A 12,357-nucleotide genomic window follows, 5' to 3' on the forward strand; every position below is an offset into this window, starting at 1 on the left:
ATGATTCTGTTTAATCGTAACATAATAAGAGAAATCTTCCATAAAATGAAGCGAGAAATTAAAAAAATATATTGAGAAAGATGAATTATAAGATGAATATCGAATATTGTTAATAGAAATATAATAGGGGGAAAGAGAAAGTGGATATACATAAGTTAACAGAGGAAGAAGCAAATGAGATAAATACGTGGGCGTACGAGGAACCATATAATTTATATAGTTTTTCAGGCGAGAAAGAAGTAATAAGAGAATTATTAGATGGAACTTATTATGGCTGTTGTAACGATCAAGAAGAGTTCATCGGCTATTTTTGTTTTGGAGAAAATGCACAAGTACCAGGTGGAAGAGATGCTAATTTATATGGTGGAGAAGATGTGATTGATATCGGAATTGGCATGAAGCCAGATTTAACAGGGAAGGGAATGGGAGAAATGTTTTTTCAAGCTGGAATAGCGTTTGCTGCTAAGGAATTTAATTCGAAGATGTTTCGATTAAGTGTAGCAACATTTAATACAAGAGCGATTACGTTATATAAAAATATCGGATTTAAGCAAGGGTCTATTTTTTTGAGTCGTGGAAGAGAATTTATGCTTATGGAATACGAAAGACCGTCAGCATGAAACTGACGGTCTAGAAAACATTATTATTCCGAGTGATCAGCTCGGTGCGCTAAACGGCTTGAGGCAGCGGCAGCAATTCCGCCAACGATATCGTCAAGGAACGTGTGCACTTTTCCAGTTGATTTATCATTTAAGTATTCTAAAATACCAGGTTTTAATTTATCGATATATCCAAAGTTCGTGAAACCGATAGATCCGTATACATTCACGATAGAAAGTGCGATAACTTCATCAATTCCGTATAAGCCTTCATCACGTTTTACGATATCTTGTAACGGCTCACTTAGCATTCCTTTTTCAGCAAGAACATCGAGTTCGATACCTGTAATCAGTGCGTTTTGTACTTCACGTTTTGATAGTACACGTTCTACATTATAACGGCATTCTGACATCTCTAAATTTGGATGATATTTTTTTTGAAGAAAATGAACAAGTTCAGCAATATCGTCAATTGTTACACCGCGTTCTTGTAATAGTTGTAATGCTCTTTCTTGTAGTTGATTTGATTCTTTCATGTTTATCACCTTTTTTTCTTTTTAGTATTTGTATACGTTTCGTTGCTTTATCATGTGCATAGGAATGAAAGGCGAGCACAAGCTCATATATATAAAGAAAAACCATAGGTGGCGACTGCGATGATTCAGCATATTTATGAGCATTATCACATGCATGTTAAAGAATTAATCCCCCTTGGCCCCTATAAAAGCTTTTGGATTCGCAACAAAATTTATGTACTTGTTCCAATTGGAGAAATGGAGGAAGAAGTACTTGTAGAGATGAAAAAGCTCAGTGATTATATGAACCAGCAAGGGGATATAACTGTAGCGACTTTCGTTCCGACTATACACGGCTACTATGTAAGTGAGATAGAAGAACAAAATTACTGCTTATTAAAAGGTATGCGCACGTTAGAACGACATGCTATGTCATTAGGAAGTGAGCTTTCTATATTCCATAAACGAGGTGCATTCTTTCCAGAAGAAATTGAGCAATTAAGCCGTATTGGTGAATGGAAAGCGTTATGGGAAAAAAGGCTCGATCAATTAGAAAAGTTTTGGCAATCACAAGTGATGAACCACCCTTCAGATGTATTCGATCAATTGTTTATTGAATCCTTCCCGTATTACTTAGGAGTTGCAGAAAATGCAATTCAATATGTTGTCGATACAGAAATGGATGATACGCCGCAACTAACGGATGCAGCAACAATTTGCCAAGAACGATTCACACCTTTATTATGGCATCAAACGAAGCGGCTCAAACTTCCTTTTGATTGGGTGTATGATCACCCAACTCGAGATATGGCAGAATTAATTCGCTATATGATGATAGAAAAAAAGAAAGACTGGGAGCAAACAATAATTCAATTTGTTACAGATTATGAACGTAATTATTCGCTATCCTCATTTGGCTGGCGCTTATTATTTGCAAGGCTCTTGTTCCCGCTGCACTATTTTGAAACGGTCGAACGATATTACCAAACTGGAAACGAAGAACAAAAAAGCATATATAGAGATCGCTTAGAAGCCATTTTACACGATGTGAACCGCTCAGAGCAATTTATGAAGCATTTTTATGGCTCACTTCGTTTACCAGTAGATAAGCTTGGGATTAGAAAATTAGATTGGCTATCTTAAACGTATAAAAAAGAGACCGCTGGAGGTCTCTTTTTTATACCACAATTTTATGTAATACATTATGCCCCTACCTGTTGATCTGTACATATATTTAAAACGAATTGATGTTTTTCGAGTTTTTCATTTACTTTACCCAATAATTCTTGCTGGATTTCTTTAAATAAAAATTGATAGCTTGTATTCCATGTTGGTATAACGGATGAAAGGCCTAATAAATACTCTTTTTTCTTTTCTAGTTCTTGAATTGTTAAAAAAGTGTTCCCCATTTTTGGCATGTGTCATCCCCCTATGTTTTCTTACTGTATATGTGTGAACGATTCACTATATAGTATTAATTATCGCATTTTTTGAGAAGGATTTCCAATTTTGTTTTATGATGTTAACGGATAAATGTGATTTGAATAAAAAAAGGAGACCAAATTTGGTCTCCTTTTAGAAGGCGATTCTGAACGAGCCGCTTCCGCTTTTAGATTAAAATACTTGTTCTACTTCGATAACGCCTGGTACTTCTTCAAGTAACGCGCGCTCGATACCAGCTTTTAGTGTGATTGTAGAACTTGGGCAGCTTCCGCATGCACCCATAAGGCGTAGTTTTACGATACCTTCTTCAATGTCTACTAATTCAACGTCTCCGCCATCGCGAAGTAAGAATGGACGTAATTTATCTAATACTTCTAATACTTGTTCTTGCATATGTGGGTTTTCCATTTTTATCGACTCCTTTCATCAGTTTTATTATAATCAAGATAGAGGGGAAAATCTATTTTTTCTCTTCTTGTTTTATTGTCGAAATATTGTATCGTGTTTTTTCAGTATAGGGGTATGGAATAAGTTTGTAAAATGATGTGCTTATGTAATAAGACATCTGAATATACTGTTGGAACAAGAAGTGGGGGAGAAGAAATGGTTAATGTGCAAGTGTATGGGACGAAAGTAATTTGTGCGAGCTGCGTCGGAATGCCATCTTCAACAGAAACGTTTGAATGGTTACAAGCGGCAATTGGTCGTAAATATGAAGGACAAGAAAATAAATTTAATTTCGAGTATATTGATTTTCAAGAAGAACAAGAAGATGAAGATAAGAAAGCATTCGCTGAGCGCGTAGTGGAAGAAGATTTATTTTATCCGGTCGTTCTTATAAATGGAGAAATTGTTGGAGAAGGAAATCCTCGCTTGAAGGATGTTTACGAAGAAATCGAGAAATATTTATAAAACAAGAAGTCTTTGCGAATTTGCAAAGGCTTTTTTTATTGGAGGGATAGATGTGAAAAATGGAGTGAAGCATGCGTTACCAACGGAAGTACAACAGTTAATGGAGCGGTACACAGTAGAATTAAAAGAAATTTTTTTAGATGAAAAAATAGTCGGGGTATATATTTACGGATCCATCGCACTAGGTGCATTTCATAAGGAAACGAGCGATGTTGATTTTGTTACAGTGATAAGTGATTCCGTGAATGAAGCTGAAAAACAGCAGCTTGTGGAACTACATAAGAAACTTAGTGATAATACGCTAGGTAAAAGAATGGACGGTATGTATATTCCGCTTGTTGATTTAGGGAAATACAATGATGAAATAAACGAGTATGTGTATTGTGCAGATGGTAAAGCTAATGTTGGTCATTGGGACATTAATGCGGTCACATGGTGGACGTTGAAAAATCAAGGCATTACAGTTACCGGAAAAGAAGCAGAAGATCTTCCGTTGCAAATACAATGGAATGATGTAGTAAATACGATGAAATATAACGTAGAACAGTACTGGAGTGAAAAGGCGAAACAACCATATTTATTCTTTGTAGAAGAGTGGGTAGAATCAGCTGTCGTTACGATGGGACGTATTTTATATACACTAGATTATAAAACAATCGTTTCAAAAGATAGAGGATTGCAATACTTGTTAGAAAGTTCAGCGGAAGAATGGGAGCTTTTATTAAAAGAAGTAGAGCGAATACGGCACAATCCAAAAGAAAAGCGAATGCTCTCAAGGTGGAGAAGGGCAGATATGACGAAGAGGTACTTACTGCATTTAATTGAGACGTGTAGAGAGAAATGGTAGTAGCTTTTTATTTTGCATAATTTCATTTGCAAAAATGTCCTATATAGTTGAGGTAGGACTTATAATAAGTCCTATTTTTTGAAAAATTAAAAATAGATTAACGAAATGTGGAATTAAAGTTATGAAATAACAAATTGTAACCCCCTGTTTTTATTTAACAAATCTAAAAATTAAATCATCCCCTAAACACCTTACTTCCTTGCGAATAATGAGTTACTATTAATATATCTATATAATACATTTAGTATTGAACAAGACAGAAGGAGACATGTTATGGGATTTTTAGAAGTCGTAGGGAGTTTGTTATTTTTTGCATCACTTGTTTTATTAGTAATTTCATTAGTAAGTAAAATTAGAAAAAAACCAGCAAAAATATGGATAAAAAGAGCTATTATTTCATTTGTATTAGCAATGGTAGTATTAGGATTTAATGTCTCATTTTTAGGTGGAATAGCGGTAATATTTTTCTTTATGGGCTTATATGGTTTAGCTAAAATCATTCAACTATTGGTTAAAAAGAAAGATGGTAAAAAGAAATTTGCTATTCTTATGGTCATAGGATTTGTAGGATACTCTATTTTTGATAGTTCTTTTTTATTAAATGCAACTTACAATAAGCCTGCTGAAAAAGTTGCAAATGCAAAACAAGAAGAAAAGAAAGAAGAAAAGAAAGAAAAGGTTACATACAAGAAATATGGTATCGAAGAAATAAAATCGATGTTTACAGTCGGAATGACTAAAGAAGATTTTTCTAATAAAAAAGAAGAAGCAAGTCTTAATAATCGCTCCTTTGAAGATTACGAAGGATATTCTGTATACACTTTCAATTCCTCTGAAGGTAAAATAGCGGCTGTTGTTTTAAATAAGACTGCTGTTACAAAGATTGAAGTTTTTGAAAATGAGGATTCTATTGCAAACTTTATTAAAGAGGAAGAAGTTAGAATTAAAGAAGAGCAAAGGATTATTAAAGAAAAAGAGCAGGAAGAGTTAAAGAAAAAACTTGAAGAATCATACAATAATAGTAAACAAAAACTAGAAGGATCTGGAGATTCTGTTACAAGTAAAATTAATTTGAATTCAGGTTTAGCATTCTTTGAGTTTACCAATCAAGGTTCAAGAAACTTCATCGTTCATCTAAAAGATTCTTCGGGTACAGCTACTCAATTATTAGTAAATACTATTGGGAGCTATAAAGGAACAGTCCAAACAACGGTTCCTTCATCTGGAGAGTACTATTTAGAAGTGAAATCAAGTGGAGGTTGGAGTAGCTCGGTAACCCAAAAGGCTTCTCCAAATACAGAAAAAGCACCAGGCACAGTTAGCGGTCATGGGGACGATGTGGTATTTATCGAAGTACCAAGTGGTAACCACATAATTAAACTTAAACATACGGGCTCAAGAAACTTTATTATTAAAGTGAATGATAAAAACTTGCTTGTTAACAAAATTGGAAGTTATGAGGGCTCAGCTTCTCAAGTATTCCAAGACACAGGAATGTATAGCTTTGGTGTTAAAGCTGACGGAGATTGGAGCATTACAATAGAATAAAAAAAGCGGTCATAGGGATATGACCGCTTTTTTTATTTGAATGAGATTATAATCAATACAATTTATAGAAGTAATAAAGCATCGGAATTTCATTTGAAATTTCACCTTAAAAAAATCGTTTACTGTTATTTCATGTTGTTACATACCGTAAAAGTACTTTACAAGGAATGAGAATTCGACAGATAATATAAAAAAATATGTAGGCGGGGAAGCGGATGAGTAAATATAAATTACATATAGATAAAGAACAACTATGGAAAGGCTGCGTTTTAAATTCGATTGCCCATGCAATTAATGTAGCGCATTGTCCAGATTTCTCACATGAAAGTTCATGGGATGGATTTAACTATAGTATGCAAAATACTCAAGGCGGACAAGGGACAATTACGTTTCATCCGAATTACACGATCGTATGTCTTCAAGATGTGAATAGCGAGAGAATTGATGAGTGGATTGATGCGGAAAATTATTTTGAAGGGGCACCTTCGGAAGTAATGGATATTGCGAAAGAAGAAGCACTTCAATACGTATTAGAAGAAGTAGAAGGCGAAACAGTTCCTTTTATTACAACTGCATTTTGGATTGAGGATAGTGGTGCGTATTCAATTGATTCATTTGAAGAGATGGAAGAGCACGGCGGATTCTTATTAGAAATTCCATTACTTGATACAGAATCAGCAATGGAAAGACTGGAAGAAGAGTATGAACTGACAGAGGAACAAATAGAGCTTTTACAACTCGTGTATGAGAGAAAAATCAAAAATCCAAACGAGAAAATTATGTTGTCTAAAGAAGAAGTAGCGATGATTGGAACGGAAGATAGTGAAGGATTGGAAGTTAGTAAGGAGTCATTTGAAGAAATGAATATTACTTGGGAGTTGTAGGGGAGGATAACATGTTTCCGATTGGTGATCAGCCCAAGATTATGAAAGACTTAGCAAGTATAGCTGGTGATTTAGAAGAAGTAGCGATTGAGGGGAAAACAAAAAATATAGAACGACTAGCATCTTTGCAAGTTAAAAAGTTATGGGTGTTCACAGTAAATCAAAAGCAGTTTGATCATATTCTTACGTATGTTTGTCCCGATATATTATACGTTTACGAAATGAGGGTCGAGGATTTAAGTAGCCTTCAGAAATTGTCTAATTTACAACAGTTGTATATGTGCTGGAATACAAAAGCGAAGACGTTATGGGATATTGATTATAATAAAAAGCTCAAATCCTTACTAATTGATGATTTTTCTAAGTTAGAAGATTTAAGTGCTTTAAGTAAGTGCACACAACTCAATACTTTCTATATGGGTGGTGGGATAAATACAGCGATGAAAGTACAAACTTTAAAACCACTCGCTGAATTACAGCAGTTGCAAAAGCTTACTTTGATGAATTTAAAGGTTAAAGATGATTCATTAGAACCGTTAATGCAATTGAAAAATTTAAAAGAGTTAAGCATATCTAATCAATTTAAGGTGGAAGAGTATGCAAAACTTTCTGTAGCATTGCCATATACGGTATGCGAGTCTTTTAAACCTTACGTATATATGAACGATGCAATAGATGGGAAAAATATAATGGTGACTGGGAGAAGAAGGCCAGTCCTTAATTCAAAAACGGATACTGTGAAGATGCAAAAATATGAAGAACAATTTAAAAAGTTACAAAAGGAATATAAAGCACTAGTAGAAAGCAAAATGTGAAATCATATTGCACTTTCTACTAGTTTTTTTATATACATATCAATTTCATGAAAGAATACGAGCTCTTTTTCCTCGGTATTCAGATGCACGGAGCAATGTAAATATTGCTGTAAATAGCGATTAGCTTGTTCGTACTGTTTTAATTTGGAGAAAGAAAAACAAGTAAGAAGCAGAAACGCTTTTTCTCGTAATATTGAAACGACAGCTAGTACCGGAGTAATGGAATGTATATTCATTTCCACTAGATTTTCATAAGACGCTCACGTTTGAAACCAGTCGAAAATAGTAGAAAGGTAATTCGGAATAGCGATAGTTTCATGTGAAACATTATGCAATAACTGGTTCTGTTTGATATGCATAGGCTCTATTCTCGTTTGTAGAATGCAATCGAATATTGAAATGTTTTCTTTTAATTGTAATTGGTCCGTAATAAGCTGCGGGAGACCGATAGGGTGGACTCCTATATTTATATAGAATTCATCTCCAAACTGGCTTTTTTGTATGTTAATGAGCTTATAAAATCCGTTTTCAGCTTTGAAAAATGTATGTCTTTTTTTCTTAAAGCCGAGTGGTTTTAAAGTGGCGTGTAAATTTGTAATGAAATCTTGATCCTTTTTAGAGCGAGACTTATTCCTCGTCATATTCATACGTAGTTAAGTTTTGTAAGAAACTTTCAAAGTTAGGTGCTAATTCAATAATTTCCTCAAACTCATTATCGATAAATATAACTGGAGGATTTTCAGCTACATTTCGATAGTCTAATGCAATCCATGTATGTCCATCACCAGATAAAAGTACGATATTATCAGGCATTTCCCATTCTCGAATTAAATAGCGACTCTCTAAAATACTAGATTCATTTTCATCAAAAGAAATACCATATAAACCAGATACATTAACGTGATCGTCTGCCCAAGAATTTGGCTTTGAAGTAGGGTGAGTATCAAGACGAAGAGTTCCCCCATTTTGTTCTTTTAGAAGGTTTATGTATGATTCTGGAAGCTTTACGTTCAGTACCTCTTCTGCTTTTTTGATTAGTTCGTCGTTAATGGGTGCTAGTTTTAAATAGTCATCTTCTGCCCAAATTGTACTCTTCATATTCGGTCACCTCAAATAATAGTTTTAAGAATCTTATGTCATATATTATAGTTAGTTTAGATAACGCGCAATAGAGGGAGAAAATAATGAAAAAGTTTCAAATCGAACTAAATAAACTGCCAACAGAAAATGTCGGAGAAATAGTACTTAGTATAGATGAGAGTATTGTATTTCAAGAAAAGACGGACATAATAGACCCGATTTGTCAGTTGTTTGATGCTTGTATCGAGGTTTTTAAATATGATGACGCTACAATTTTCTTAAATGAATATGAAAAAAAGATGGAATTTAAGAAGAAAGATGGGGAGTTTCTCATTATTAATCAGAGAGGCAAGAAGTTAGCTAGTGTTGATAGCGAGCAATTTTTACGAGTACTCTTTTCGTTTCTTAAAAAGGAGATAGGGCAGATTTACATGAGTGGAGTTGATTCTTTTCGAATCAAAGATGCTTACCATAGAATGTTAGGAATTGATCCATTTGTTCCTAAACTTGTAAATGGAAATGATGAAATTATGTATCGAACTTATCATTCTACAAGTGACAAGTATGAATTAAAATGGAAGTATTTAAAAGGGAGAGAGGTTGACCCGATATTTACTCCGGTACTATCTCATGATAAGAAGAGTATCTTTTATGTAGAGGGAAATAACCACAGAATTCGTAAACTCGATAGTGAAACGAAAGAAGAAATTTGGCAGTGCCATATTCCAATAGTAGAAGATTGTAATTGCATAACTGTGAATGGTGTCACAATTATTTGGCATGCGAATCGATTTGGAGAAAGTATGGCGAAATTGTACGCTATTTCATCAAGTTGTGGGGAGCTTCTATGGGATTTAGAAATAGAAGGGCATATTATACAAGATGTAAAAACTACGGGAGAAGAGTTACCACGTTTACTAGTTATTACACAAGAAGGCTACAATGTTTTATTAGAGCTTGAAAGTGGAGTGAAATTATGGGAAAAGAATGTCCGAGTCGGGGGAGAAATGGCGCAGTGTCATCTTGGCTCAGATTACTATGTGTTAGCAGGAAATTCCTTTGATGAAGATGGGGAAGCTGATGTATATAGTAACGTTGCAATTGCCATTCAATTATTAGACGCTTCTACACTATGGAAACAAATGATGGAAGATTGTAATCCAAATGAACCAGTTACTTTAACTAATGAACATTTTATATGTGTAGCAATAGATTCATTACAAAAGTGGGAATATGGAAAAGAAGGTTGTAACTTAATTTTTGAAAAAGCCTTTGATGAGGTACAGTATTCTTACATTGCATCAATGGAATCAAAAATACTATTAACAAGAACTGAGTATGAATATGAAGATGTAAGTAGACAAATACAATGTTATGACCATAAGAGCGGTCAAAAATTATATGAAGTAAATATGCCTTTTGAAATTGAATTACCTCCATTTCTTGCTGGAGAGATGATGGTATTGTCCTTAGGAGAAGGCAGAATTTGCGGTATTAATATTCAAACAGGTAAAGTGATTTGGAACAATACGACTCTACATGATGTTACAAAGGTTCTGTTATATAAAGATGGAGAAATTTACATTGCTACTTCAAATTTAGAATTAATCATACTTGATGCTGAATGTGGCGAAGTGAAAGATATAATTAAACTCCCTAAAAATGTTGTTGTAATAGATTTTATTGTATCAATTGAGGAAGTTAATAATGGACTATTCATTAGTTGTGTAAGTGGAAATATGTTTGAAATAGTAGAAGGCTAATTTGTGAGTTTTCTTAAGTCGAGATGTTTGTTTTAAAATAGTAGTATATATTCACTAAAAAAGATGTATAAAAATGATTTTGATGCATCCTTTTTAGTGAATATATAAAATAATTAACTTGGTGTATTAAAGGTATGATACATGATTATTTTAATATATTTAAAAGTAAAATGAAATAAGAAACAGATAATTGTCGGAATATATTCGATTTCCGTTCATTTTTATGAAATATGTGTCCTTTTTGTTAGATTCCTTTATTTTGTACATATACAATAAATGTATATAGAAATAAGAAAAGGATGATGTACGTGAAGGACACTGTTTTACAAGAAACAATTTCTCAGCAAGAATTACATAAAGTTGTTCAAAAAAATACAGCTTATTATGATTTTAAGTGGGGTAAAGTAGAAAATCCTGCGCAAGGGAATACATGGAATTGGGTAGCCTTTTTCTTCCCAACCTTTTGGTTAGCTTATCGTAAAATGTATAAGTTATTTATTATATTTGCGTTATTGGCTATACCTAGTATAGTTATACCCCCTTTTATAGATATTCCAGATGGGATTTATGTAACATTTAGTTTAGCTCTTCAATTAGGAATGATGATATTTACTGGATGGCAAGGAAACCGTTTATATTATAAGCATGCTGTTCGTGTTTTTCGTAAGGGAGAAGATGCGTCTGATCATGAGAAGGCGTATTTCTTACAATCAAAGGGCGGCGTTAGTGTAGCTGGTATGATTGGTTTACAGATTATAGTCGGGATTGTGTTTGGTTTAGCTGCGTTAGGGCTGTCCTTTTTACCAACTGAGCCGAATATTAAAAACGTTGTTCGTTCAAGTGATGAAGGGGTTACTTTAGAGATTATGACTGATAATCCAACTTGGAAGTTTGTGAAGAAAGAAAAAGAGTATGACGTAGTAGAGTTTACTGGTTATGATTATACAGAGAAGAAAAATGTGAAAATTAAATTTGCTGTTTATTTCGATGAAGATTATTTCGAGTGGCAAGAGGTATATGAAAATAATAAGAAGTTAAGTGAAGAAGAAGTAGAAGAATATCAAATTTATATTGAAGAAAATAATTGGGGTTTCTAGAGGGAACTCGTTCATTTTGAAAAGAAGAATCTTGTGAAGATTCTTCTTTTGTTTATTAGGGGAGAGAGAAATGATTTCAGCATTAATAGAAGCTCTAATAGGATCTATTAGTTTAAGTACGGGTTTACACACGAAAAAGATTGATGCTAACATACTTTATTTGCAGCAGTATGAGTGGTTTCGAATGATGTATGAAGACGAGAAGTATCAAAAGTTATTTATTACGAACTACAAAGTTCGCTCATATTTACAAAGTAAGCTGAGAGTTCGATTGCTGGTAAAAAATAAAAATGCACAACGAAGATTTTTAAAATTAGTAGAAGAGCAAATGGAAAAAAGGCATACGAATTGAAATTTTGTAAAATACAATAAAAAATGAGAATTTGAGGTAGGGTTGTCAATAACGTGAGACTATGGCACTATAAAGAAATGCTATACAAATTTTATTTATCGAGATGTAAACATCAATTTTGATTTTTACGTATAAATAATGAACGGAGGAAATGAATTTATGGCTACTTTACCAAATTGTCCAAAATGTAATTCAGAATATACGTATGAGGATGGCGTTCTTTTCGTATGTCCAGAATGTGCTCATGAGTGGGGCCAAGACGCAGAAGCTGAAAATAATGATGGTGCAAAAGTTGTAAAAGATGCGAACGGAAACGTTCTTCAAGATGGCGACGCTGTTACTGTTATTAAAGATTTAAAAGTAAAAGGAACTTCTTCAGTTGTGAAGATCGGTACGAAAGTAAAGAGTATCCGTCTAGTTGATGGCGATCACGATATCGATTGTAAAATCGACGGTTTCGGAGCTATGAAGTTAAAATCACAGTTCGTTAAGAAGGCGTAAG

General features: G+C 33.7%; 15 protein-coding genes and 1 pseudogene. 11 read left to right on the forward strand and 5 right to left on the reverse strand.

From position 1 onward, the window contains the following. Positions 1-140: 140 nt before the first annotated feature. Positions 141-620 (forward strand): GNAT family N-acetyltransferase, encoded by a 480-nt coding sequence (locus MHI28_RS22050; protein WP_000351143.1) that lies wholly within the window; start codon positions 141-143, stop codon positions 618-620. A 23-nt stretch (positions 621-643) separates the two neighbouring features. Here MHI28_RS22050 and MHI28_RS22055 read toward each other — a convergent pair whose 3' ends face one another. Further along, on the reverse strand, positions 644-1,135 hold the full coding sequence (locus MHI28_RS22055) for a phosphatidylglycerophosphatase A family protein (protein WP_000665102.1): 492 nt from the start codon (positions 1,133-1,135) through the stop codon (positions 644-646). A gap of 120 nt (positions 1,136-1,255) precedes the next feature. Between MHI28_RS22055 and yutH the strand changes: the two genes are divergently transcribed. Continuing rightward, entirely contained in the window at positions 1,256-2,257 is a 1,002-nt protein-coding gene (yutH, locus tag MHI28_RS22060; RefSeq protein ID WP_000614219.1) for a spore coat putative kinase YutH, read from the forward strand. Between the two features lie 59 nt (positions 2,258-2,316). On the opposite strand, the gene MHI28_RS22065 is transcribed toward yutH, so the two are convergent. Together MHI28_RS22065 and MHI28_RS22070 are read right to left on the reverse strand one after the other, a co-directional pair. Continuing rightward, on the reverse strand, positions 2,317-2,532 hold the full coding sequence (locus MHI28_RS22065) for a hypothetical protein (protein WP_001125497.1): 216 nt from the start codon (positions 2,530-2,532) through the stop codon (positions 2,317-2,319). A 196-nt stretch (positions 2,533-2,728) separates the two neighbouring features. Beyond that, on the reverse strand, positions 2,729-2,965 hold the full coding sequence (locus MHI28_RS22070) for a NifU family protein (RefSeq protein WP_000431159.1): 237 nt from the start codon (positions 2,963-2,965) through the stop codon (positions 2,729-2,731). Between the two features lie 195 nt (positions 2,966-3,160). Here MHI28_RS22070 and MHI28_RS22075 point away from each other — a divergent pair, with 195 nt between their 5' ends. The 5 genes from MHI28_RS22075 to MHI28_RS22095 all read left to right on the forward strand — a co-directional run bounded on the left by MHI28_RS22075 (position 3,161) and on the right by MHI28_RS22095 (position 7,563). Then, positions 3,161-3,469, forward strand: coding sequence for a YuzD family protein (locus tag MHI28_RS22075; RefSeq protein WP_000248589.1), 309 nt, complete (start codon positions 3,161-3,163; stop codon positions 3,467-3,469). 52 nt (positions 3,470-3,521) lie between these two features. Continuing rightward, a complete protein-coding gene (locus MHI28_RS22080; protein WP_002162985.1) occupies positions 3,522-4,316 on the forward strand; it encodes a nucleotidyltransferase domain-containing protein in 795 nt (264 codons plus the stop codon). A 273-nt stretch (positions 4,317-4,589) separates the two neighbouring features. Then, a complete protein-coding gene (locus MHI28_RS22085; protein WP_000506013.1) occupies positions 4,590-5,864 on the forward strand; it encodes a tripartite tricarboxylate transporter TctB family protein in 1,275 nt (424 codons plus the stop codon). Between the two features lie 215 nt (positions 5,865-6,079). Beyond that, entirely contained in the window at positions 6,080-6,748 is a 669-nt protein-coding gene (locus MHI28_RS22090; protein ID WP_000049691.1) for a hypothetical protein, read from the forward strand. Between the two features lie 11 nt (positions 6,749-6,759). Then, positions 6,760-7,563, forward strand: coding sequence for a hypothetical protein (locus MHI28_RS22095; protein WP_000483947.1), 804 nt, complete (start codon positions 6,760-6,762; stop codon positions 7,561-7,563). A 2-nt stretch (positions 7,564-7,565) separates the two neighbouring features. Here MHI28_RS22095 and MHI28_RS22100 read toward each other — a convergent pair. Both MHI28_RS22100 and MHI28_RS22105 read right to left on the reverse strand, forming a co-directional pair. Continuing rightward, positions 7,566-8,204: pseudogene (locus MHI28_RS22100) on the reverse strand (DUF4304 domain-containing protein). Continuing rightward, a complete protein-coding gene (locus MHI28_RS22105) occupies positions 8,191-8,661 on the reverse strand; it encodes an SMI1/KNR4 family protein (protein ID WP_000843111.1) in 471 nt (156 codons plus the stop codon). The pseudogene MHI28_RS22100 and the gene MHI28_RS22105 overlap by 14 nt, the downstream one beginning before the upstream one ends. Positions 8,662-8,747: 86 nt before the next feature. On the opposite strand from MHI28_RS22105, the gene MHI28_RS22110 reads away from it, so the two are divergent. From MHI28_RS22110 to phnA, 4 genes are all read left to right on the forward strand, one after another. Continuing rightward, positions 8,748-10,406: an outer membrane protein assembly factor BamB family protein gene (locus MHI28_RS22110; protein WP_000714473.1), complete on the forward strand. Its 1,659-nt coding sequence runs from the start codon at positions 8,748-8,750 to the stop codon at positions 10,404-10,406. Positions 10,407-10,705: 299 nt separating this feature from the next. Then, on the forward strand, positions 10,706-11,503 hold the full coding sequence (locus tag MHI28_RS22115; RefSeq protein ID WP_003280627.1) for a DUF2628 domain-containing protein: 798 nt from the start codon (positions 10,706-10,708) through the stop codon (positions 11,501-11,503). Between the two features lie 70 nt (positions 11,504-11,573). Beyond that, on the forward strand, positions 11,574-11,855 hold the full coding sequence (locus MHI28_RS22120; protein WP_000622254.1) for a hypothetical protein: 282 nt from the start codon (positions 11,574-11,576) through the stop codon (positions 11,853-11,855). Positions 11,856-12,014: 159 nt separating this feature from the next. Next, complete coding sequence (gene phnA / locus MHI28_RS22125; protein WP_000212735.1) at positions 12,015-12,356, forward strand: alkylphosphonate utilization operon protein PhnA; 342 nt, start codon at positions 12,015-12,017, stop codon at positions 12,354-12,356. The last annotated feature ends 1 nt before the right edge of the window (position 12,357 follow it).

The organism is Bacillus sp. FSL K6-0268, assembly GCF_038005425.1.
In the GTDB taxonomy this organism is placed as follows: domain Bacteria; phylum Bacillota; class Bacilli; order Bacillales; family Bacillaceae_G; genus Bacillus_A; species Bacillus_A thuringiensis_S.